Here is a 22,695-nt window from a genome sequence, read left to right on the forward strand (position 1 = left end):
CCCCGGTGTGCCGCCCCTTCCGGAGGGCGGCACACCGGGGCGGGCCCGGCCTCAGCTCTTGATGTCGCCGATCTTCGGCGCCGGCTCGTTCTTGTAGTTGGCCGGACCGAAGTTGTCCTTCACGGCCTTGTCCCAGGCCCCGTCGGTGGCCATGGCCTCGAGCGCGTCGTTGATCTTGGCCTTGAGGTCGCTGCCCTTCTTGACGCCGATGCCGTAGTTCTCGTTGGTCATCTTGAAGCCGCCCAGCTTGAACTTGCCCTTGAACTGCGACTGGGCGGCGTAGCCGGCGAGGATCGAGTCGTCCGTGGTCAGCGCGTCGATGGCGCCGGTCTGCAGGCCGTTCAGACAGGCGGAGTACGTCGGGTACTTCTGCAGCTGGGCCTTGGGCGCGAGCTTGTCCTTGACGTTCTGCGCCGAGGTGGAGCCCGTCACCGAGCAGAGCTTCGCGTCGTTCAGGTCCTCCGGCGACTTGATCTTGTCGTCGTCGGCGCGGATCAGCACGTCCTGGTGGGCCAGCAGGTACGGGCCGGCGAAGTCGACCTTCTCCGAGCGCTCGGGGGTGATCGAGTACGTGGCGGCGATGAAGTCGACGTCACCGCGCTGCAGCATGGTCTCGCGGTCGGCGCTCTTCGACTCCTTCCACTCGATCTGGTCCTCGGTGTAGCCGAGCTTCTTGGCGACGTACGTGGCAACGTCCACGTCGAAGCCCGCGTAGCCGTCCGGGGTCTTCTGGCCGAGGCCGGGCTGGTCGAACTTGATGCCGATGGTGATCTTCTTGCCGTCGCCGCCGGACGAGCCGCCGTCCTTGTCGTCGCCGCCGCACGCGGTGGCGGTCAGGGCGAGGGCGAGCACGGCGGCCGAGGCGGCGGAGACCTTGCGAAGCTTCATGGTGGACATCCTTTGGCTGTGATCGAGCTGCGATCGGACGATCAGAGGATCAGGCGATCAGGTGCGGCCGTCGGGAAGGGCCGCCGGTGCGGTCGGCGCCGGACGCCGGAGCCGCTCCGAAATCTCAGTGGTGCAGGATCTTCGACAGGAAGTCCTTGGCACGGTCGCTGCGCGGATTGCTGAAGAACTGGTCCGGCGTGGCCTCTTCGACGATGCGGCCGTCCGCCATGAACACCACGCGGTTGGCGGCGGAGCGGGCGAAGCCCATCTCGTGCGTGACCACGACCATGGTCATGCCGTCCTGCGCGAGCTGCTTCATCACCTCGAGCACCTCGTTGATCATCTCGGGGTCGAGGGCCGACGTCGGCTCGTCGAAGAGCATGACCTTCGGGTCCATGGCCAGCGCACGCGCGATGGCGACACGTTGCTGCTGACCGCCGGAGAGCTGCGCGGGGTACTTGTCCGCCTGGGCGCCCACGCCGACCCGGTCGAGCAGGGCGCGGGCCTTCTCCTCGGCCTTCTTGGCGTCGACCTTGCGGACCTTGACCTGGCCCAGGGTCACGTTCTCCAGCACCGTCTTGTGCGCGAAGAGGTTGAACGACTGGAAGACCATGCCGACGTCGGCCCGCAGCCTGGCCAGCTCCTTGCCCTCGGCGGGCAGCGCCTTGCCGTCGATCGTGATCGAACCGTCGTCGATGGTCTCCAGACGGTTGACGGTGCGGCACAGGGTGGACTTGCCGGACCCGGAGGGTCCGATGACCACGACGACCTCGCCGCGGTGAATCGTCAGGTCGATGTCCTGGAGCACGTGCAACGCGCCGAAGTGCTTGTTGACACTCTTCAGGACGACCAGTTCGCCGGTCCCAGCCTTGTCTTCCTTGGCCACCGATACTTCGGTCATCGCTCTCGGGCTCCGTCCTCCTGGGTTTCGCAGGACAGTAGTGACCCGGGCCACGTCACGTCTCTACATCTGAGCGAGATCTGAGCATCACGATCCGATAGCAATCGGACACGAGTCGTAGCACTTGTGAGCTGGGCGCATATCGGCCGGATAACTTCGAGCGGCCGCAACCGGAAGCCTCTTGACGGCGTCGCCCTCCATCGGCGTCACTGCACAGGACGCACGCGCGCGTGCCCGTCCATGAGCCCGTCCCGATTTCTACCCGCCCCGAGCGTACGGCCGATGAACCGAAGGGAGCCCGGATGAGACTGCTGCTCGTCGAGGACGACAACCACGTGGCCGCCGCCCTGTCCGCGATCCTGGCACGGCACGGCTTCGACGTCACCCACGCGCGCAGCGGCGAGGAGGCACTCCAGGCGCTGGTCCCCGAGGTCGACGGCTTCGGCGTCGTGCTGCTCGACCTGGGCCTGCCCGACCAGGACGGCTACGAGGTGTGCGGCAAGATCCGCAAGCGCACCAGCACCCCGGTCATCATGGTCACCGCGCGTGCCGACGTGCGCTCCCGCATCCACGGCCTCAACCTCGGCGCCGACGACTACGTGGTCAAGCCGTACGACACGGGGGAACTGCTCGCCCGGATCCACGCCGTCAGCCGGCGCACCGCCCACGAGGACGCCACCGGGAGCACGGAGACCGTCGTCCGCCTCGGCGCCGTGCGCATCGAACTGCCGACACGCCAGGTGAGCGTGGACGGTTCGGTTGTCCAACTCACCCGCAAGGAGTTCGATCTGCTCGCCCTGCTCGCCCAGCGTCCCGGTGTGGTCTTCCGCCGGGAGCAGATCATCAGCGAGGTGTGGCGCACCAGCTGGGAGGGGACCGGTCGCACCCTGGAGGTGCACGTCGCGTCCCTGCGTTCCAAGCTGCACATGCCCGCGCTGATCGAGACCGTCCGCGGCGTCGGCTACCGCCTCGTCGCCCCCACCGCCTAGCGGGGCCGGGTGAGCACCCGCCTGCTCCCGCTGCTCATCGTCCTGATGGCGGCCGTCCTGCTCGCGCTCGGCGTGCCGCTCGGCATCAGCGGCGCCCGCGCGGAACAGCAGAAGGTCGTCATCGACCGCATCGACGACACGGCACGCTTCGCCGCGCTCGCCCAGTTCGTCACGGAGGACGGCTCGGGCGGCTCCCGCCGGACGGACACGGACGAGCGCCTGGAGACCCTGCAGACCGAGCTGACCAGCTACTACGAGGTCTACGGCATCAAGGCCGGGGTCTTCTACCGCAACCACATCCCGATGGCCAACGCGCCCACGACCTGGTTCCTGCCCCAGACCGGCGAGGTCCGCGACTCCTTCGACGAGGCGCTGCTCAGCCGCCGAAGCCACGACCCCGAGCAGGTGTGGCCCTGGCAGGACGGCCGGCTCGTGGTGGCCTCGCCGGTCATCCGGGACGGCGACGTGGTCGCGGTCGTGGTCACCGAGTCGCCGACCGACTCGATGCGCTCGAGCACCCTGCGCGGCTGGCTGGTCATCGGCGCCGGGGAGTTCGCCGCGATGCTGCTCGCCGTCGGTGCGGCGCTGCGGCTGACCGGCTGGGTGCTCAGGCCGGTACGGGTACTCGACGCCACCACCCACGACATCGCCACCGGGCGTCTCAAGTCCCGGGTCGCGCCCTCCGGGGGACCGCCGGAGCTCAGACGCCTGGCCCGGTCGTTCAACGAGATGGCCGACCACGTGGAGGACGTCCTGGAGCAGCAGCGGGCCTTCGTCGCCGACGCCTCCCACCAGCTGCGCAACCCGCTCGCCGCCCTCCTGCTGCGCATCGAGCTGCTCGCCCTGGAACTGCCCGAGGGCAACGAGGAGATCGCCTCCGTCCAGACCGAGGGCAAACGCCTGGCCCGGGTCCTGGACGACCTGCTCGACCTGGCGCTGGCCGAGCACAGCCAGGCCGACCTGAAGGTCACCGACGTCGGCGCGCTGGCCGCCGAGCGGGTGGCCGCCTGGTCACCGACGGCCGACGTCAAGGGCGTACGGCTGGTCGGCGACTGCCCGCCGACCACGGGCTGGGCCGACCCGGTGACCCTGTCGAGCGCCCTGGACGCCGTCATCGACAACGCGGTGAAGTTCACGCCGCACGGCGAGAGTGTCCGGGTCGAGGTCGCCTCCACCGGGGACGCCGCCACCGTCGTCGTCACCGACAACGGTCCCGGACTCACCGACGAGGAGCTCACGCGCGTGGGCGACCGTTTCTGGCGCAGCGGCCGGCACCAGAACATCAACGGCTCCGGCCTCGGCCTGTCCATCTGCCGGGCGCTGCTCGCGGCGGGCGACGGCTCGATCTCCTTCGGCCACCACGAGCCGCACGGACTCCGGGTCACGGTCACGGTGCCCAGGACCGGCACCGGGCCCAAGGAGCCGGAGCGGCCGTGAGAAGCGGCGGTGCCTACGGCTTGACCGACCGGTAGTAGCGCCGGGCGCCCTCGTGCAGTTCGAGCGGGTCGGTGTAGATCGCGGTGCGCAGGTCCACCAGTTGCGCGGAGTGCACGTGCGCACCGATGCCGTCGCGGCTGTCGAGCACGGTCCGGGTCAGCCACTCGGTGAGCCGCGGATCGACGTCCGCGCGGGTCACCAGCAGGTTGGACACCGCCATCGTCGGCACCACGGCGCCGTTCTGGACCGTGGGGTAGGCCGACTCCGGCATGTTGGTGGTGCGGTAGTAGCGGGTCGCGCCGCCCGACTGGTGCAGCTTGGTGACCAGGTCGTCGCCGATCGGCACGAACCGGAAGGCCGAGCTCTGTGCTATCTCCTTGAGGCCGTCCGTCGGCACCCCGCCGGACCAGAAGAACGCGTCCAGCTCGTCGCCCAGCCGTCCCGGGCCGGTGTCGATCCCGTCCGCCCGGGGCGTGATGTCCGTCTCCGGGTCGATGCCCACCGCCTTCAGCAGCCGGGTGGCGATCAGTCGTACCCCCGAGTTGGGCAGCCCTATGGCCACCCGCTTGCCCCGCAGGTCCCGCACCGACTGGATGTCCGAGTCGCTCGGCACGACGAGCTGCACGTAGTCGTCGTAGAGCCGGGTGACCCCGCGCAGCCCCTCGGCACCCGGGCGGCCGGCCAGCTTGTACGTCTCGACCGCGTCGGCCGCGGCGATCGTGAAGTCGGCCTCCCCGGACGCCACCCGCTCGACGTTCTCCTGCGAGCCCGCGCTGGTCATCAGCCGCACGTCCAGGTCCGGCATGTCCTTGCGCAGCTCGGTGCGCAGCAGCTCGCCGTACTTCTGGTAGACGCCCGCACGCGTGCCGGTACTGAACGTGATCGTCCCGCTCGGCGGCTTCTCGCCCAGCGGCAGCAGCCACCACAGCAGCAGCCCGAGCACGACGGCACCGGCGACCGCGCCCTGGACGGCCCGGCGCCTGCCGATACGGGAGAGCAGCGTGGACATGGGGGCGATCCTGCCAGCCCGCACCCGCACTGACCAGGGCCCACTGTCAGTGGCGGTCGCTACAGTCGTCGGCATGGGCAACACCCCGACCGCCGAGAGCGGCACGCGCGTCGAGAGCGGCACGCCCTCCGCCGAGGGCCGCACCCCGCCCGCCGAGGGCAGGACGTCGCCCGCCGACCTGGTCCGTGCCTTCCACCTCGCCTTCGGGCTGGACGTCCGCAGCACGCCGACCGAGGTCCCGCCCGGCCTCGCCGCGCACAGAGGCGCGCTGCTCGCCGAGGAGGCCGCAGAGGTCGCCGAGGTGTCGGTGCGGGGCCCGCTCGACCGGCTCGCGCACGAACTGGCCGACGTGGTCTACGTGGCGTACGGCACCGCCCTCGTGCACGGCATCGACCTGGACGCGGTGATCGTGGAGGTCCACCGCTCCAACATGACCAAGCTGGGGCCCGAGGGCCGCGTCAGCCGCCGGGCCGACGGCAAGGTCCTCAAGGGCGACCACTACGAGATACCGGACGTGTCCGGCGTGCTGCGCCGACAGGGCTGGACACCGCGGACGCCGGACGCCCCGGAACCGACCGGCGCCTGACCCCGGCGTACGACGACTCCGGCGCCCGACTCCGGCACAGGACGACTCCGGCACCCGGGTGCCGGAGTCGTGCCAGAGGGCTGAGGCCGCTGCCGGTCAGTCGCCCACCGAGGCTTCCGCCTCCGTCGCCGCGGCCCGGGGCGTTCCCTCCGTGAGGCCGCTCGGCCGGTCGGGGTTGTCGTGGCGCCGGAAGAGGCGCATCGCCAGCGGCTCGGTGAAGCGCGCGGTGAGGGGCCCGAGGACGACCAGGATGAGGACGTACGCCGTGGCGAGCGGTCCCAGGGACGGCTCGATACCGGCGGAGACCGCGAGGCCCGCGATGACGATGGAGAACTCGCCGCGCGCCACCAGCGCGCCGCCCGCCCGCCATCGGCCCTTGACGGAGATCCCGGCGCGCCGCGCCGCCCAGTACCCCGTGGCTATCTTCGTCACGGCGGTCAGCAGCGCCAGCGCCAGCGCGGGCAGCAGGACCGGCGGAATGCTGGCCGGGTCCGTGTGCAGCCCGAAGAAGACGAAGAAGACGGCCGCGAACAGGTCCCGCAGCGGGCTCAGCAGCGTGTGCGCGCCCTCCGCGACCTCCCCGGACAGCGCGATGCCCACCAGGAAGGCGCCCACCGCGGCCGACACCTGGAGCTGCTGCGCGACACCGGCGACGAGGATCGTCAGACCCAGCACCACGAGCAGCAGCTTCTCCGGGTCGTCGCTGGAGACGAAGCGGGAGATGAGCCGGCCGTAGCGCACCGCCACGAAGAGCACCAGGCCCGCCGCGGCCAGCGCGACCGCCAGCGTGATGCTCCCGGTCATCAGACCGGCGCCGGCGACCAGGGCCGTGACGATCGGCAGGTACACCGCCATCGCCAGGTCCTCCAGTACCAGCACGCTCAGGATCACCGGCGTCTCGCGGTTGCCGACCCGGCCCAGATCGCCGAGGACCTTCGCGATCACACCGGACGACGAGATCCACGTCACGCCCGCCAGGACGACGGCGGCCACCGGGCCCCAGCCCATCAGCAGCGCGGCCACCGCGCCCGGCACGGCGTTGAGCGCGCAGTCGACGAGCCCCGCCGGATAGTGGGACTTGAGGTTGGTGACCAGGTCGCTGGCCGTGTACTCCAGGCCCAGCATCAGCAGCAGGAGGATGACACCGATCTCGGCGCCGGTCGCGACGAACTCCTCGCTCGCGCCGAGCGGCAGCAGACCGCCCTCGCCGAAGGCCAGACCGGCCAGCAGGTACAGCGGGATGGGGGACAGCCGGTAACGGCCGGCGAACCGGCCGAGCAGCCCGAGCCCCAGGATGATGGAACCGAACTCGATCAGGAGTACCGCGGAGTGCACGCGCTCACTCCTGCCCGAGTATCGCCGCGGCGGCGTCGACGCCCTCACGGGTGCCGATGACGATCAAGGTGTCACCACCCACGAGCCGGAAGTCCGGCGCCGGCGAGGGAATCGCCTCGGCCCGCCGCAGCACCGCCACGATCGAGGCACCCGTGTCGGTCCGCATCCGGGTGTCGCCCAGCAGACGTCCGTTCCACCGGGACGTGGCCGCCACCTCGATCCGCTCGGCGACCAGCCCCAGATCGGTGGTGTAGAGCAGGCTCGCGCTGTGGTGGGAGGGCTTCAGCGCGTCGATCAGCGCGCCCGCCTCGGGCCCCGTCAGCCGCAGCGAGTGGGCACAGGAATCGGGGTCGTCGGACCGGTACACGTTCACCGTGCGGGCACCGTCGCGGTGGGCCACCACCGACAGGTGGCGGTGCTCGCGGGTCACCAGGTCGTACTGGACCCCGATACCCGGGAGCGGCGTCGCCCTCAGGCGTGGAGCTGACACGTGCTTTCCCCTCACTCGTCCTGCGTTGCCTGCCGCGTCTCCAGCTGCGCTTTCCGCACGTGGGTGCCGTGCCCGCGACCTCGCCATGCTGCCATCCGCACGTACGGTGGCGATATGGGTGTCGTGACGGATATACGCAGCCGGTCGCGGTCGGCGAAGCTGGCCGCGGGGGCGTCGTGCGAGAAGGCCGGGAGGAGCGGGAAGAGGAACGTGTCGCTGTTCTGGCGGATCTTCTCGCTCAACGCCGCCGGCCTGGTCGTCGCCACCGCACTGCTGCTGGGACCGGTCACCGTGTCGACCCCCGTGCTGGCCGGGGAGGCCCTCGTCCTGCTGGCCGGACTCGCGGCCCTGCTGGCCGGCAACGCCGTCGTCCTGCGCATCGGGCTCACCCCGCTGCACCGGCTGGGCCGGGCCATGTCCACCGCCGATCTGCTGGTGCCCGGGACCCGGCCCGAGGTCTCCGGACCGGCCGAGGCGGCGCAGCTCATCGCGACGTACAACACGATGCTGGACCGGCTCCAGGCCGAACGCGCCGCCGGTGCCGGTCGGGCCCTGCAGGCCCAGGAACGCGAGCGCCACCGCATCGCCCGCGAACTCCACGACGAGGTGGGCCAGACCCTGACCGCCGTCCTCCTCCAGCTCAAGCGCGTCGCGGACCGGGTCCCCGGGGAACTGCGCGACGAGGTGACCCTGGCGCAGGAGGCCACCCGGGCCGGACTCGACGAGATCCGCCGCATCGCCCGCCGGCTGCGTCCGGGCGTCCTGGAGGAACTCGGCCTGGCCAGCGCCCTGCGCTCGCTCGCCGCCGAGTTCACGCACCACGGACTGACCGTCCAGCAGCACATCCCCGGCGACCTGCCCCCGCTCGCCCCGGAGGCCGAACTCGTCCTCTACCGGGTCGCCCAGGAGGGACTGACCAACACCGCCCGTCACGCCGCCGCCGCCCGCGCGGCGCTCACGCTGCGGCCGCTGCCCGACGACGCCGGTGTCGAACTGCTCGTCCGCGACGACGGCACCGGTCTCGGCACGGCCGCCGAGGGCGCCGGTATCCGCGGGATGCGGGAGCGCGCCCTGCTGATAGGAGCCGAGATCCACTTCGAACCCGCCCCCGGAGGGGGCACCGACGTACGCCTGCGCGTCCCCGCGCCGCCCGGGGACCGTTCCGCAGACCGAACCGGAGACAGCCCCTGATGTCCGCACGGCCCCCGATCCGCGTCCTGCTCGCCGACGACCACACCCTCGTACGCCGCGGAGTCCGCCTCATCCTGGACGGCGAACCCGATCTGACGGTGGTCGCCGAGGCCGGTGACGGTGCCGAAGCGGTCGCGGCCGCGCGGGCCACCGAGATCGACCTGGCCGTCCTGGACGTCGCCATGCCCCGCATGACCGGCCTCCAGGCGGCCCGCGAACTCTCCCGGCGCCTGCCCGAGCTGCGCATCCTCATCCTGACCATGTACGACAACGAGCAGTACTTCTTCGAGGCACTCAAGGCGGGCGCCTGCGGATACGTCCTCAAGTCCGTCGCCGACCGCGACCTGGTCGAGGCCTGCCGGGCGGCCGTGCGCGACGAGCCGTTCATCTACCCCGGCGCCGAGCGGGCCCTCGTCCGCTCCTACCTGGACCGCGTGCAGGGCGGTGGCGGCCTGCCCGAGCGGCCCATCACCGAGCGCGAGGAGGAGATCCTCAAGCTCGTCGCCGAGGGGCACACCTCCAAGGAGATCGGCGAGCTGCTGTTCATCAGCGCCAAGACCGTCGAACGCCACCGCGCGAACCTCCTGCAGAAGCTGGGCGTACGCGACCGCCTGGAACTCACCCGGTACGCGATCCGCGCGGGCCTCATCGAGCCCTGAGACGCCCCTGCCGAGCCCGACATCGTGGTGGCGCCCGCGTGGCCTCGGACCCTCGGGGCCGCCCGTCCGTTCCGCCGCACCGCCCGGTGGGGCGGGCGGTGCGGCGGAGCCGGCCGGCGCGTGCGCGCCGGCGGTCAGCAGCCGATCGGCGCGGAGCCCACGGCCACGTCGTCGAACCAGACGGTGTCGTCGCCCGTCGCGTAGCTCTCCCAGCCAAGCCGCAGGGCCGTCGGCCGGGGTGCGGTGCCGCGGGCGAGCCACTGCTGGTCGACGTCCTGCGTCGGCACACCGTCGGCGTGCAGGCCCGGAACCCGCTCGTCGCCGAGCCAGGTGTCGAGGTTGGCCGCGGAGGTGTCGATCGCGAACCGCAGGCACTGCCAGCCGTCCGTCGGCAGCGGCCTGCTCAGCGCCACCCCGGCCGGGCTCTGCGCGGGCAGGGTGGCGTCGTCGCTCTCCCGGTTCCACTGCAGCGCGCCGTTCTGGCCGCCCACGCGCAGCGCCCGGCCCCCCTGCGCCGAGTCCGGCATCGACACGAAGGTGACGTGCGAGGTCGGCAGCGCGGTGGTGTGCCGGACCCACATGCGCAGGTACATCACCGGGCCGACCGACGACAGGTCCGCGGTGTGGGCGACGAAGGCGTGGTTGCAGTACCCGGCCCGGCCGTCCACCCGGAGCGACCTGCCGCCCTCGTGCGCCACCGTCGAGTCCACGGCGGCCGTGCCCGTGCCCTGGCAGTCGGGCGCGGTGAACCGCCAGTCGCCGGAGGGCTCGGGGCCGGCCTGGTCCTCGAAGCCCGAGCAGATCACGGCGTCACCGCACTCCGGGGACGGCGGTGGAGTCGTCGGGGGAGGCGTGGTCGGCGGTGTGGTGGGCGGTGTCCCGCCGTCACCGCCGCACGGGGAGCCGTTCAGCGCGAAGTCGTCCGGCACGGGGTCCGCGGACCGCCAGGTCCCCTGCAGTCCGAACTCGGCCGTGCCGCCCGTGGACAGGGCGCCGTTCCAGCCGGCGTCGACGGCGACGACGGACCCGCCGGTCTGTGTGACGGTCGCGTTCCACGCCGACGTCACCTGCTGATCGCCGGTGTAGGTCCAGGTCAGACGCCAGTCGCCGACCGCGGGGCCGAGGTTGGTGACCCTCACCTGGGCGGTGTAGCCGCCCGCCCACGCGTCGACGCGGTAGTCGACCCGACAGGCGGCGGCCGCCGCACCGCTCGCGGGCATCGCCACCAGGACCGACACCACCAGCGCCACGGCGGCCACCGCCGCGGTCCAGGGCCGGCGCAGTAATCGAAGGACTCGGATGCGCACAGGGTGCCTCCAGTGCGGGAGAAGGGATGCGTCAGCGCATGCTTGGAACACACTCAAGAGCGCGCATGGGAGCGCTCCCATGCAATGACATCGAGTCTGACGGTGTACTGTCAATACGTGCGGGGCGTCGGACACGATCGTGACTCGCCTACTCTTGTTGCCATGAGCAGCATCGACCGGAGCCAGTCAGTGGGCGGCACGCGCACCTACGAAGTACGCACCTACGGGTGCCAGATGAACGTCCACGACTCCGAGCGATTGTCCGGTCTGCTGGAGGGCGCGGGCTACGTCCGCGCCCCCGAGGGTGCCGACGGCGACGCGGACGTCGTCGTCTTCAACACCTGCGCCGTGCGGGAGAACGCCGACAACAAGCTGTACGGCAACCTCGGCCACCTCGCCCCGAAGAAGGCGAGCCGCCCCGGCATGCAGATCGCCGTCGGGGGCTGCCTGGCGCAGAAGGACCGCGACACCATCGTGAAGCGGGCCCCCTGGGTGGACGTCGTCTTCGGCACCCACAACATCGGCAAGCTCCCGGTACTGCTGGAGCGCGCCCGCGTGCAGGAGGAGGCGCAGGTCGAGATCGCCGAGTCCCTGGAGGCGTTCCCGTCCACGCTGCCCACCCGGCGCGAGAGCGCGTACGCGGCCTGGGTCTCCATCTCGGTCGGCTGCAACAACACCTGCACCTTCTGCATCGTCCCCGCGCTGCGCGGCAAGGAGAAGGACCGCCGTCCCGGCGACATCCTCGCCGAGGTCGAGGCCCTGGTCGCCGAGGGCGTCAGCGAGATCACCCTGCTCGGGCAGAACGTCAACGCCTACGGCTCCGACATCGGCGACCGTGAGGCGTTCAGCAAGCTGCTGCGCGCCTGCGGGACCATCGAGGGCCTGGAGCGCGTCCGCTTCACCTCCCCGCACCCGCGCGACTTCACCGACGACGTCATCGCCGCCATGGCCGAGACGCCGAACGCGATGCCGCAGCTGCACATGCCGCTCCAGTCCGGCTCCGACCCGGTGCTCAAGGCGATGCGCCGGTCCTACCGCCAGGAGCGCTACCTGGGGATCATCGAGAAGGTGCGGGCCGCCATCCCGCACGCCGCGATCACCACCGACATCATCGTGGGCTTCCCCGGCGAGACCGAGGAGGACTTCGAGCAGACCCTGCACGTGGTCCGCGAGGCCCGCTTCGCCCAGGCGTTCACCTTCCAGTACTCCAAGCGCCCCGGCACCCCGGCCGCCGAGATGGCGGACCAGATCCCCAAGGCCGTCGTCCAGGAGCGCTACGAGCGCCTGGTCGCCCTCCAGGAGGAGATCTCCTGGGACGAGAACAAGAAGCAGGTCGGCCGCACCCTGGAGCTGATGGTCGCCGAGGGTGAGGGCCGCAAGAACGGTGCCACCCACCGCCTCTCCGGCCGCGCCCCCGACAACCGCCTGGTGCACTTCACCAAGCCCGACCAGGAGGTCCGTCCCGGCGACGTGGTGACCGTCGAGATCACCTACGCCGCCCCGCACCACCTCCTCGCCGAGGGCGCGGTGCTCGACGTGCGCCGCACGCGCGCGGGCGACGCCTGGGAGAAGCGCAACACGGCCGAGCAGGCCAAGCCGGCGGGGGTGCTGCTGGGCCTGCCGAAGATCGGCGTTCCCGAGCCCCAGCCGGCCGTGGCGAGCGGCTGCGGCTGCGACTGACCGAGGGGGTGCCGCCGGGGGGCGGCGGTACGGCGATACGCTGCCGATCATGCTTGTCGCCGCCGCCGTCTGCCCCTGCCCGCCGCTCCTCGTGCCGGAGGTCGCCGCGGGTGCCGCACCCGAGCTGGACACCGCACGCGCCGCGTGCACGGACGCGCTGGGCGTGCTCGCCGCGTCCCGGCCCGACCGGCTCGTGGTGGTCGGACCCGCGGACTCCGCCGGGCCCGAGGTCTACCCGAGGGGCGCGCGAGGCTCCTTCCGCGGCTTCGGCGTGGACGTCGAGGTGTACCTGGGCGCCGACAGCGGCGGTGCGGACGGGGCCGAGCTGCCGCCCGGGCTTTCCGTGGGCGCCTGGCTGCTCGGGCGGACCGGGTGGACCGACCTCCCCGTCGACGGCATCGGTGTGGGCGATGCGCTGCCCGCCGAGGGTTGTGGCGCCGTCGGCCGGGACCTCGCCGCGCGGCCCGGGCGGACGGCCCTGCTGGTGCTGGGCGACGCCAGCGCGTGCCGCACGCTGAAGGCACCCGGCTACCTCGACGAGCGGGCGGCGCCCTTCGACGCGGAGGTGGGCCGCGCCCTGGAAGCGGCGGACCCGGCCGCGCTCACCGCCCTGGACGCCGATCTGGCCCGAGAGCTCAAGGCGTCCGGCCGGGCACCCTGGCAGGTCCTCGCGGGCGCGGCCGCGGCCACGGACCTCGCCGGCGCGCTGCTGTACGAGGACGCGCCCTACGGGGTCGGCTACGTCGTGGCCGCCTGGTCATAGCCAGGGCGCGGCCACCTCGGCGTGGTGCGACGCGGCCCGCTGGTCGTAGTCGGCCGGCGTGGCGCCCCGACGTGGTGGGAGGCACGGCCGCATGGTCGCAGCGGCGACGCGCGACCTGGTCGTAGCGGCGACGCACCACCTGGACGTGGCGGAGACGCGGCCACCTGGACGTGGCGGAGACGCGGCCGCCTGTTCGTGGCGGCGACGTGGCCGCCTGGAGGAAGCGGCCTACGCGTCCGCGGACGGTCCGGAGCCGGACCGGGGCCGGGCTCCGTGGCCGTCCGGCGGGGTGGCGGGTCAGGAAGCCGGAGGCGGTCCGGCCGGAGGCGGTCCGGCCGGAGGCGTGTTGCCTGGCGTGCCACCGGACAACGTGGCCGCCTGGAGGAAGCGGCCTACGCGTCCGCGGACGGTCCGGAGCCGGACCGGGGCCGGGCTCCGTGGCCGTCCGGCGGGGTGGCGGGTCAGGAAGCCGGAGGCGGTCCGGCCGGAGGCGTGTTGCCTGGCGTGCCGCCGGACGCGTCGCCGCCTCCTTCCCCGCCCGTGTCGTCCTTGTGGGCGAGACGGTCCATGGCTCCCTTGGCCTTGCCCGTGCCCGTCTGGATCCGGTCGCTGTACTTGCCCTTGGTCCTTTCGTCGACGGTCCGCGCCATCTTGTCGAGACCGCGATCGATCTTGTCGCCGTGCTGCTGCGCGAGGTCGGAGACCTTGCCCTTCGCCGGTTCGAGTCTGGCCTTCAAGTTGTCCAGGAGACCCATGGTTCGCCTTCCCTCACGGGGCAGTCAGGTGCGGGCGCCCTTGTCGGCCTCGTTGTCGACGGCCTCCCCGGCGGACTGCTGCTTGGGGATGCCGACGCTCTCCGAGTCCCCGGCGTCGGCGGCGGGGCCGTCGGCTTCGCCGGCCTCCGCCGTGTTCCGCGGACCGGCGTCGGCCGTCTCCGCCGTCTCGGCGGCCTTCGCCTCCGCCGTGCTCACGGTGTCCGGGGTGTCGGTCCGCGTCTCCGCGCCCGACGCCTCCTCGGTGTTCTTCGACCTCCGAAAAAGCCGTGCAAAAACGCCCATATCAACTCCATACGTTACTCGTGCGGGCGAAATCCCGCGGCATCCGGTGCGTCCGTTTGCGTGGCCGGGGCCATGACCCGGTGGCCCGGGGAGCGGGAACCTCGCAACGGGCAACGACCCCGGACGCGGACCGTCACGTAACTCGTTCGAGGGCGAGGTGAGAGGTTTGCGAGACTGGTGCGGTGAGCAGCGCACCCCCCGCCCCCCGCGTCATCGCCGTAGTCGGACCCACCGCCGCCGGAAAGTCCGATCTGGGCGTTTTCCTGGCCGAGCGGCTCGGCGGCGAGGTCGTCAACGCCGACTCCATGCAGCTCTACCGAGGGATGGACATCGGCACCGCCAAGCTGACGCCCGAGGAGCGCGGAGGCGTCCCGCACCATCTGCTGGACATCTGGGACGTGACGGTCACGGCGTCCGTCGCCGAGTACCAGCGCCTCGCGCGGGAGCGGATCGACGCGCTGCTCGCCGAGGGACGGTGGCCGATCCTCGTCGGCGGCTCCGGCCTCTACGTCCGCGGGGCGGTCGACAACCTGGAGTTCCCCGGTACCGACCCCGAGGTCAGGGCCCGCCTCGAGGAGGAGCTCGGCCTGCGCGGCCCGGGTGCGCTGCATGCCCGGCTGGCCCTCGCCGACCCGGAGGCGGGGCGGGCCATCCTGCCCAGCAACGGGCGTCGCATCGTGCGGGCCCTCGAGGTGATCGAGATCACCGGCAGGCCCTTCACCGCCAACCTCCCCGGTCACGACTCCGTCTACGACACCGTGCAGATCGGCGTCGACGTCGCCCGCCCCGAGCTGCACGAGCGCATCGCCCTGCGCGTCGACCGGATGTGGGAGGCCGGTCTGGTCGACGAGGTGCGCGCACTGGAGGCGCAGGGGCTGCGCGAGGGGCGTACGGCGTCCCGCGCGCTCGGCTACCAGCAGGTCCTCGCGGCGCTCGCCGGTGAGTGCACGCTCGACGAGGCGCGCGCCGAGACCGTCCGTGCCACCAAGCGCTTCGCGCGCCGTCAGGATTCGTGGTTCAGGCGCGACCCGCGGGTGCACTGGTTGAGTGGGGGTGTGGCGGATCGCACGGAACTTCCGCGACTCGCCCTGTCGTTGGTCGAACGACCGGTTACAGCCTGATCACGTGATGGCATCGGGACGCCCCGGCCGTCATCCGGGCCTTCGGCGGCGTGCCATCATCGAGCTTCGATCGACCGAGTGAGTCCTAGTTGGGAGGGCGCGTGGCGATGGAGGCCGGCCCTCGCGACACCGCACCGAGCACCGAACACGGCACCGCCGACCACGGCGGACCGGAGCCGGACCACGGCACCCTGAGCCCCGACGGTCCCGACGAGACACCGGACGGCGTCGCCGACGGTCCCACCCCCGACGAGATGTACGGGGACGAGGTCGAGGTCGAGTTGCGGCCCCAGCGCCGGCTGCGCATCTGGCAGCTCGCGCCCATCGTGTGCCTGGCCGCGCTCGGCTCCCTGATGTTCGCCTTCCCGCTCGCCTTCGACTTCGGCGACAGCGGCGCCGTGATCGCGATGCTGGGACTGCTGATCTGCTCCTGCGCGGCCGGCTGGGGCATGATGGCCGCCCGCCGGGTCGGTTACACCTGGCCGGGCCTGCCCCAGCGCAGCTCGGGGCGCCGTGCCGACTGGCGGACGATCCTCGTGTACGCGCTGGCGGTCGCCGCGGTCGTCGTGCTGGCCGTGTGGCGGGTCGCCCGCCTTCGGGGCTGACGGGGCCCTCCCGCCCCGGGCCCGGCTCCGCCCCTCGTCGTCGCGGCACACCCACCCCGTACGATCGAGGAATGAGCACGCGGATCGCCTTCCTCAAGGGTCACGGCACCGAGAACGACTTCGTGATCGTTCCCGACCCGGAGAACGCCATCGACCTGCCCCCCGCCGCCGTCGCCGCCCTGTGCGACCGCCGCGCCGGGCTCGGCGGGGACGGACTGCTGCACGTGGTGCGGTCCGCGGCACACCCCGAGGCCCGCGGCATGGCCGCCGAGGCGGAGTGGTTCATGGACTACCGCAACGGCGACGGCTCGGTCGCGGAGATGTGCGGCAACGGCGTGCGGGTCTTCGCGCGCTACCTCCAGCGCGCCGGGCACGCCGCCGAGGGAGACCTCGCCGTAGCGACGCGCGGGGGAGTGAAGCGCGTGCACATCGCCAAGAACGGTGACGTCACCGTCGGCATGGGCCGCGCGCTGCTGCCCGAGGGCGACGTCGAGGTGAGCGTGGGCGAGCGCGGCTGGCCCGCGCGGAACGTGAACATGGGCAACCCGCACGCGGTCGCCTTCGTCGCCGACCTCGCCCACGCGGGCGACCTGTACGCCCCGCCCTCCCACGCGCCCGCCGGCGCCTATCCGGACGGGGTCAACGTCGAGTTCGTGGTCGACCGGGGTCCCGGCCACGTCGCGATGCGCGTCCACGAGCGCGGCTCCGGCGAGACCCGCTCCTGCGGCACCGGCGCGTGTGCCGTCGCCGTCGCCACCGCCCGCCGGGACGGCCTCGACCCCGCGGCCACCGGGACCCCGGCCACGTACACGGTCGACGTGCCCGGCGGCACCCTGGTGATCACCGAGCGCCCGGACGGCGAGATCGAGATGACGGGGCCGGCCGTGATCGTCGCGGAGGGCGAGTTCGACTCCGCCTGGCTGGAAGGGGTACTCGCCTGAACCACGACCCGGTCGCCCGGACCGCGGTGAACCACAGCGCGGTCCATGACACTCAGTGCGAAAACGTAAACCCTCGGACCATCGCTCGAATGGGTGATCCGTTTCACGCTCGGCGAGAGGCGGTCGGCCGCACGTGATGGGCTCGATAGCATCAAGCACCGGCCCGGACGGGGGACCGACAGCATCCCCTGAGCCGTGTCCGCCCTGGGATTCCCCGTCCGCCGGTCCGCGCAGCCGGAGGTGCCCATGAATGCGGAGGCCGTGAATCCAGCGAGCCCGGGACCCGTGCCGCCCGCGGCCACCGGTGCCGTCACGCCGGCGCCCCGCAGGAAGGCCCGCCCCCGGATCGACCTGCGCCGCCTCGGCCGCGCCGCGCTGCTCGGCTCCGCCACCCGCAGCCGGGGCCTGCCCGACGCCATCGGCCACGTCGTCGAGGCCCACCGCGCCCACCACCCCGACGCCGACCTCGACCCGCTGCGCCGCGCCTACGTCCTGGCCGAGTCCTCGCACCGCGGACAGATGCGCAAGAGCGGCGAGCCGTACATCACCCACCCGCTCGCCGTCACCCTGATCCTCGCCGAACTGGGCGCGGAGACCACCACCCTGACCGCCTCGCTCCTCCACGACACCGTCGAGGACACCGAGGTGACGCTCGATCAGGTCGGCGAGCAGTTCGGCGCCGAGGTCCGCTACCTCGTGGACGGCGTCACCAAGCTGGAGAAGGTCGACTACGGCGCCGCCGCCGAACCCGAGACCTTCCGCAAGATGCTCCTCGCCACCGGCAACGACGTCCGCGTGATGTCCATCAAACTCGCCGACCGGCTGCACAACATGCGCACCCTCGGCGTCATGCGCCGCGAGAAGCAGGAACGCATCGCCAAGGTCACCCGCGACGTCCTCATCCCGCTCGCCGAACGGCTCGGCGTCCAGGCGCTCAAGTCCGAGCTGGAAGACCTGGTCTTCGCGGTCATGCACCCCGAGGAGTACGCGCACACGCGGGAGCTGGTCCAGGAGAACGCCGCTCGCGCGGACGACCCGCTCGCCGCGGTCGCCGACGAGGTGCGGGGCGTGCTGCGCGAGGCCGACATCCAGGCCGAAGTCCTCATCCGCCCGCGCCACTTCGTCTCGGTCCACCGCGTCTCCCGCAAGCGCGGCACGCTCCGCGGCGCGGACTTCGGCCGCCTCCTGGTGCTCGTGCAGGAGGACGCCGACTGCTACGCCGTCCTCGGCGAGCTGCACACCTGTATGACGCCCGTCGTCTCGGAGTTCAAGGACTTCATCGCCGTCCCCAAGTTCAACCTCTACCAGTCGCTGCACACGGCGGTGGCCCGCGCGGAGGACGGCCAGGTCGTCGAAGTCCTCATCCGCACCCACCAGATGCACAAGGTCGCCGAGGCCGGTGTGGTCGCGCTCGGCAACCCGTACGCTCCTCCGTCGGAGGAGCAGGGCGCGGGCGACGGCGAGCGCGCCGACCCCACCCGCCCCGGCTGGCTCTCCCGGCTGCTCGACTGGCAGCGCGGCGCCCCCGACGCCGACACGTTCTGGTCCACCCTCCGTGAGGACCTCGCCCAGGACCGCGAGATCACCGTCTTCCGCCCCGACGGCGGCACCCTCGGCCTCCCCGAGGGCGCGACCTGCGTCGACGCCGCCTACGCCCAGTACGGCGAGGACGCGCACGCGACCATCGGCGCCCGGGTCAACGGTCGGCTGGCGCCCATGAGCACGGTGCTGCGGGACGGCGACACCGTGCAGCTCCTGATGGGCCAGGACCCCGCCTCCGAGCCCTCCAGGGAGTGGCTGGAGCACGCCCACACCCCGGTCGCGCGGATCGCCATCCAGCGCCGGCTCGCGGCCCACCCGGAAGCGGCGCCCGAGCCGGAGGAGGCACCCCGCGGACCCGGCGTACCCGAGACCCTCGCCCGCGCGGACGCGCCGCGTCCGGCCCCGGACGCCGCACCCGCCCGCCCCGCAGCCGCCGACGTCCTCGTCGACCCGCCGGGCGCGACCGTGCGGCTGGCGGGCTGCTGCACCCCCGTACCACCGGACGAGATCACCGGTTTCGCCGTGCGCGGGGGTGTGGTGACCGTGCACCGCGCCCAGTGCGCGGTGGTGGCGCGCATGAAGAGCGCCGGGCGCGCGGAGGTCGGTGTGCGCTGGGGGGAGAGCACCGGGTGCCGGGTGACCCTGCTCGCCGAATCGTTCGGCCGCCCGCACCTGCTGGCCGACCTCACCGAGGCCATGGCCCTCGAAGGCGCCGAAATCGTCTCCGCGACCGTCGAACCCCCGGACCGCCAGCGGGTCCGGCACAGCTACACCGTCGTACTCCCGGACGCCGCCCGGCTGCCCGCCCTCATGCGCGCCATGCGCGACGTGGCCGGCGTGTACGACGTCAGCCGGGCCCAGCCGCAGCCGACCGGCGCCTGAACCGGCGCCTGAACCGGCGCCTGAACCGGCACACCGCGCGGGGACCCGTTCGAGTGCTCCGGGTGCGCGTCGTCGCCGCCGGACACGCGCGCGCTGATAGCCGTGGGGGATGCTGCACACCCCTCACCCCCCGACTCCGCGACCCCGCGCACGCTCCCGGCGCCGGCTCAGGGCCGCGGCGCTGCTCGCCTCCGCCGTCTCCGTCTGCCTGGTCGCCGCGACAGCCCCGCCGACCCCGCTGGGCGTCGGCGACCGGCTCTTCCCGCAGCTGGGCAACCCCGGTTACGACGTGACGGCGTACGACCTCTCCTTCACCTACTCCGGCAGCAACAGCGAGCCGCTGAAGGCCGTCACCACCATCGAGGCCCGGACGACCGCCGACCTGGACCGGATCAACCTCGACTTCGCCCACGGGAAGGTCGACTCCGTGGAGGTCGACGGCGAGCCCGCCGGCTTCGCCACCGCGGGCGAGGACCTGGTCGTGACGCCCGAGGACGCGCTCGACGAGGGCGACTGGACGCGGATCACCGTGCGGCACAGCAGCGACCCGGTGTATCCCGAGGACCGCCAGGGCGGGTGGGTGCGCACCGCCGACGGCCTCGCCATGGCCAACCAGGCGGACGTCGCCCACCTGGTGTTCCCCTGCAACGACCACCCCTCCGACAAGGCGCGGTTCACGTTCCACATCACCGCCCCCGACGGACTCACGGCCGTCGCGAACGGACTGCCGACCCGCGTGGACCGGACCGGCGGATCGACCACCTGGACCTACCGGAGCCCGCACCCCATGGCCACCGAGCTGGCCCAGGTGTCCATCGGCCGCTCCACGGTGCTGCACCGCGCCGGGCCGCACGGACTGCCCATCCGGGACGTGGTGCCGACCGAGCACCGCGCGGCGCTCGAACCGTGGCTGGCGAAGACCCCCGGCCAGATCACGTGGATGGAGCAGAAGGTCGGGCGCTACCCCTTCGAGACGTACGGCCTGCTCATGGCCGACGCCACCACCGGCTTCGAACTCGAGACCCAGACCCTCACCCTCTTCGAGCGGGAGCTGTTCACCGAGCCGGCCTACCCGAAGTGGTACGTCGAGTCGATCATGGTGCACGAGCTGGCCCACTCGTGGTTCGGCAACAGCGTCAGCCCGGCCACCTGGTCCGACCTGTGGCTCAACGAGGGCCACGCCACCTGGTACGAGGCGCTGTACGCGGAGGAGACCGCGGACAAGCCCGTGGCGGCCCGTATGAAGGCCGCCTACGGGGCCTCCGACCGCTGGCGCACGGCGGGCGGACCACCCGCCGCCCCCAAGCCGCCGAAGAACGGCAACAAGACCGGGATCTTCCGCGCCAACGTGTACGACGGCGCCGCGCTCGTGCTCTACGCCCTGCGCCAGGAGATCGGCCGCCCCGCCTTCGAACACGTCGAACGCGCGTGGGTCGCCCGCAACGAGGACGGCACGGCGACGACCGCCGACTTCGTCCGGCTCGCCTCCGAGACCTCCGGCCGCGACCTGGGCGGCTTCTTCCGGGCCTGGCTGTACGGCGAGAAGACCCCGCCGATGCCCGGCCACCCGGACTGGAAGCAGAACCCCGTCGAGAAGGCCGCCGGGAAGCAGCCCGCCAAGGCGTCCCACAAGGCACACGGGGAATAAGCCGGTGACGAGACGGCCCGTGCCGTGCGACCATCTTCGGGACGGCGCGGTACGGGCCCCGGGAATCTCCCCGGTGGCTCGCACGTTGTACATCATGACGCGGCCAGGGTGCCGCGCCCACCACCTCCCAGCTACGTAAGGATCCAATGACCTCCTCTTCTTCCCCCTCCCAGGACACCAAGCGTCTCGCGCAGACCTATCCCGAGGGCCTTCGGGCCGATGCCCTGATGGAAGAGGACGTCGCCTGGAACCGCGGAAACGACTCGCAGTGGGACGGCGAGCAGTTCGACCGCTCCGACCGCGCGGCCCTGCGCCGCGTGGCGGGCCTCTCCACCGAGCTCGAGGACGTCACCGAGGTCGAGTACCGCCAGCTCCGTCTGGAGCGGGTCGTCCTCGTCGGCGTCTGGACCTCGGGCACCGTGCAGGACGCGGAGAACTCCCTGGCCGAGCTGGCCGCCCTCGCGGAGACGGCGGGTGCGCTCGTGCTCGACGGCGTCGTCCAGCGCCGCGACAAGCCCGACGCCGCCACCTACATCGGCTCCGGCAAGGCCGAGGAGCTGCGCGACGTCGTGCTCGACACCGGCGCGGACACCGTCATCTGCGACGGTGAGCTCAGCCCGGGTCAGCTCATCCACCTCGAGGACGTCGTCAAGGTCAAGGTCATCGACCGCACGGCCCTGATCCTGGACATCTTCGCCCAGCACGCCAAGTCCCGAGAGGGCAAGGCGCAGGTCGCGCTCGCGCAGATGCAGTACATGCTGCCGAGGCTCCGCGGCTGGGGTCAGTCGCTGTCCCGGCAGATGGGCGGCGGCAAGGGCGGCGGTCTCGCCACCCGTGGTCCCGGTGAGACCAAGATCGAGACGGACCGGCGCCGGATCCGCGAGAAGATGGCGAAGATGCGCCGGGAGATCGCGGAGATGAAGACCGGCCGCGAGATCAAGCGCCAGGAGCGCAAGCGCCACAAGGTGCCGTCCGTCGCCATCGCGGGCTACACCAACGCCGGCAAGTCCTCGCTGCTCAACCGCCTCACGGGCGCGGGCGTACTGGTCGAGAACGCCCTGTTCGCAACCCTCGACCCGACCGTGCGCCGGGCCGAGACCCCCAGCGGGCGGCTGTACACCCTGGCCGACACCGTCGGCTTCGTCCGGCACCTGCCGCACCACCTGGTCGAGGCGTTCCGCTCCACGATGGAGGAGGTCGGCGACTCCGACCTGATCCTCCACGTGGTCGACGGCTCGCACCCCGTCCCGGAGGAGCAGCTGGCCGCCGTGCGTGAGGTGATCAGGGACGTCGGCGCCACCGGCGTACCGGAGATCGTCGTGATCAACAAGGCCGACATGGCCGACCCGCTGGTGCTCCAGCGGCTGCTGCGGGTCGAGAAGCGGGCCATCGCCGTCTCGGCGCGCACCGGCCAGAACATCGACCAGCTGCTCGCCCTGATCGACAACGAGCTGCCGCGTCCCTCGGTCGAGATCGAGGCGCTCGTGCCGTACACCCACGGCAAGCTGGTGGCCCGTGCCCACGACGAGGGCGAGGTGATCTCCGAGGAGCACACCCCGGAGGGCACCCTGCTCAAGGTGCGGGTGCACGAGGAGCTGGCGGCGGAGTTCGCGCCGTACGTTCCGGCGCCGCTCGCCTGAGACCGCGCGGCCAGGCGGCAGTC

Annotated in this window: 21 protein-coding genes; 13 read left to right on the forward strand and 8 right to left on the reverse strand. The window is 72.3% G+C overall.

The genetic code is table 11. From position 1 onward, the window contains the following. Positions 1 to 51 precede the first annotated feature (51 nt). Both C4J65_RS25820 and C4J65_RS25825 read right to left on the reverse strand, forming a co-directional pair. Entirely contained in the window at positions 52 to 888 is an 837-nt protein-coding gene (locus C4J65_RS25820) for a glutamate ABC transporter substrate-binding protein (protein ID WP_115744534.1), read from the reverse strand. Positions 889 to 1,012: 124 nt separating this feature from the next. Further along, on the reverse strand, positions 1,013 to 1,789 hold the full coding sequence (locus C4J65_RS25825; protein WP_115744535.1) for an amino acid ABC transporter ATP-binding protein: 777 nt from the start codon (positions 1,787 to 1,789) through the stop codon (positions 1,013 to 1,015). A 302-nt stretch (positions 1,790 to 2,091) separates the two neighbouring features. Here C4J65_RS25825 and C4J65_RS25830 point away from each other — a divergent pair, with 302 nt between their 5' ends. Further along, the gene (locus C4J65_RS25830; protein ID WP_003973245.1) at positions 2,092 to 2,778 is read left to right on the forward strand and encodes a response regulator transcription factor; all 687 of its coding nucleotides are present in this window, start codon (positions 2,092 to 2,094) and stop codon (positions 2,776 to 2,778) included. A gap of 9 nt (positions 2,779 to 2,787) precedes the next feature. Then, positions 2,788 to 4,215, forward strand: a complete 1,428-nt coding sequence (locus C4J65_RS25835) for a HAMP domain-containing sensor histidine kinase (protein WP_115744536.1) — start codon at positions 2,788 to 2,790, stop codon at positions 4,213 to 4,215. A gap of 13 nt (positions 4,216 to 4,228) precedes the next feature. Here C4J65_RS25835 and C4J65_RS25840 read toward each other — a convergent pair whose 3' ends face one another. Further along, positions 4,229 to 5,224 carry a TAXI family TRAP transporter solute-binding subunit gene (locus C4J65_RS25840; protein WP_115744537.1) on the reverse strand — a complete coding sequence of 332 codons (996 nt, stop codon included), beginning with the start codon at positions 5,222 to 5,224 and terminating at the stop codon, positions 4,229 to 4,231. A 73-nt stretch (positions 5,225 to 5,297) separates the two neighbouring features. Here C4J65_RS25840 and C4J65_RS25845 point away from each other — a divergent pair, with 73 nt between their 5' ends. Then, on the forward strand, positions 5,298 to 5,810 hold the full coding sequence (locus C4J65_RS25845) for a MazG nucleotide pyrophosphohydrolase domain-containing protein (protein WP_162833353.1): 513 nt from the start codon (positions 5,298 to 5,300) through the stop codon (positions 5,808 to 5,810). Positions 5,811 to 5,906: 96 nt separating this feature from the next. Here C4J65_RS25845 and C4J65_RS25850 read toward each other — a convergent pair whose 3' ends face one another. Both C4J65_RS25850 and C4J65_RS25855 read right to left on the reverse strand, forming a co-directional pair. After that, complete coding sequence (locus tag C4J65_RS25850; protein ID WP_115744539.1) at positions 5,907 to 7,145, reverse strand: cation:proton antiporter; 1,239 nt, start codon at positions 7,143 to 7,145, stop codon at positions 5,907 to 5,909. A 4-nt stretch (positions 7,146 to 7,149) separates the two neighbouring features. Next, a complete protein-coding gene (locus C4J65_RS25855) occupies positions 7,150 to 7,635 on the reverse strand; it encodes a TrkA C-terminal domain-containing protein (protein WP_102928754.1) in 486 nt (161 codons plus the stop codon). Between the two features lie 114 nt (positions 7,636 to 7,749). Here C4J65_RS25855 and C4J65_RS25860 point away from each other — a divergent pair, with 114 nt between their 5' ends. Continuing rightward, positions 7,750 to 8,826 (forward strand): HAMP domain-containing sensor histidine kinase, encoded by a 1,077-nt coding sequence (locus tag C4J65_RS25860; protein WP_115744540.1) that lies wholly within the window; start codon positions 7,750 to 7,752, stop codon positions 8,824 to 8,826. Next, on the forward strand, positions 8,826 to 9,485 hold the full coding sequence (locus C4J65_RS25865; RefSeq protein WP_011030451.1) for a response regulator transcription factor: 660 nt from the start codon (positions 8,826 to 8,828) through the stop codon (positions 9,483 to 9,485). The genes C4J65_RS25860 and C4J65_RS25865 overlap by 1 nt, the downstream gene beginning before the upstream one ends. Positions 9,486 to 9,619: 134 nt before the next feature. Here the strand turns inward: C4J65_RS25865 and C4J65_RS25870 are convergent, their stop codons facing one another. Beyond that, positions 9,620 to 10,792, reverse strand: a complete 1,173-nt coding sequence (locus C4J65_RS25870; RefSeq protein WP_115744541.1) for a cellulose-binding domain-containing protein — start codon at positions 10,790 to 10,792, stop codon at positions 9,620 to 9,622. 162 nt (positions 10,793 to 10,954) lie between these two features. On the opposite strand from C4J65_RS25870, the gene miaB reads away from it, so the two are divergent. Beyond that, entirely contained in the window at positions 10,955 to 12,472 is a 1,518-nt protein-coding gene (miaB, locus tag C4J65_RS25875; RefSeq protein ID WP_115744542.1) for a tRNA (N6-isopentenyl adenosine(37)-C2)-methylthiotransferase MiaB, read from the forward strand. 49 nt (positions 12,473 to 12,521) lie between these two features. Further along, on the forward strand, positions 12,522 to 13,235 hold the full coding sequence (locus C4J65_RS25880; protein ID WP_115744543.1) for a class III extradiol dioxygenase subunit B-like domain-containing protein: 714 nt from the start codon (positions 12,522 to 12,524) through the stop codon (positions 13,233 to 13,235). A gap of 461 nt (positions 13,236 to 13,696) precedes the next feature. Here C4J65_RS25880 and C4J65_RS25885 read toward each other — a convergent pair whose 3' ends face one another. Together C4J65_RS25885 and C4J65_RS25890 are read right to left on the reverse strand one after the other, a co-directional pair. After that, positions 13,697 to 13,990 (reverse strand): antitoxin, encoded by a 294-nt coding sequence (locus C4J65_RS25885; RefSeq protein ID WP_115744544.1) that lies wholly within the window; start codon positions 13,988 to 13,990, stop codon positions 13,697 to 13,699. 24 nt (positions 13,991 to 14,014) lie between these two features. Further along, positions 14,015 to 14,293: a hypothetical protein gene (locus tag C4J65_RS25890; protein WP_115744545.1), complete on the reverse strand. Its 279-nt coding sequence runs from the start codon at positions 14,291 to 14,293 to the stop codon at positions 14,015 to 14,017. 182 nt (positions 14,294 to 14,475) lie between these two features. On the opposite strand from C4J65_RS25890, the gene miaA reads away from it, so the two are divergent. From miaA to hflX, 6 genes are all read left to right on the forward strand, one after another. Next, positions 14,476 to 15,414: a tRNA (adenosine(37)-N6)-dimethylallyltransferase MiaA gene (gene miaA, locus C4J65_RS25895; protein ID WP_115744546.1), complete on the forward strand. Its 939-nt coding sequence runs from the start codon at positions 14,476 to 14,478 to the stop codon at positions 15,412 to 15,414. Positions 15,415 to 15,521: 107 nt separating this feature from the next. Further along, positions 15,522 to 16,019 carry a hypothetical protein gene (locus C4J65_RS25900; RefSeq protein WP_162833627.1) on the forward strand — a complete coding sequence of 166 codons (498 nt, stop codon included), beginning with the start codon at positions 15,522 to 15,524 and terminating at the stop codon, positions 16,017 to 16,019. A gap of 71 nt (positions 16,020 to 16,090) precedes the next feature. After that, positions 16,091 to 16,960 carry a diaminopimelate epimerase gene (gene dapF / locus C4J65_RS25905; RefSeq protein WP_115744548.1) on the forward strand — a complete coding sequence of 290 codons (870 nt, stop codon included), beginning with the start codon at positions 16,091 to 16,093 and terminating at the stop codon, positions 16,958 to 16,960. 246 nt (positions 16,961 to 17,206) lie between these two features. After that, complete coding sequence (locus C4J65_RS25910) at positions 17,207 to 19,384, forward strand: HD domain-containing protein (protein WP_115746628.1); 2,178 nt, start codon at positions 17,207 to 17,209, stop codon at positions 19,382 to 19,384. Between the two features lie 109 nt (positions 19,385 to 19,493). Then, the gene (locus C4J65_RS25915) at positions 19,494 to 21,032 is read left to right on the forward strand and encodes a M1 family metallopeptidase (RefSeq protein WP_115744549.1); all 1,539 of its coding nucleotides are present in this window, start codon (positions 19,494 to 19,496) and stop codon (positions 21,030 to 21,032) included. Between the two features lie 146 nt (positions 21,033 to 21,178). Then, on the forward strand, positions 21,179 to 22,672 hold the full coding sequence (hflX, locus tag C4J65_RS25920; RefSeq protein WP_115744550.1) for a GTPase HflX: 1,494 nt from the start codon (positions 21,179 to 21,181) through the stop codon (positions 22,670 to 22,672). Positions 22,673 to 22,695: the final 23 nt, after the last annotated feature.

This window comes from Streptomyces sp. CB09001 (genome assembly GCF_003369795.1).
Classification (GTDB): domain Bacteria; phylum Actinomycetota; class Actinomycetes; order Streptomycetales; family Streptomycetaceae; genus Streptomyces.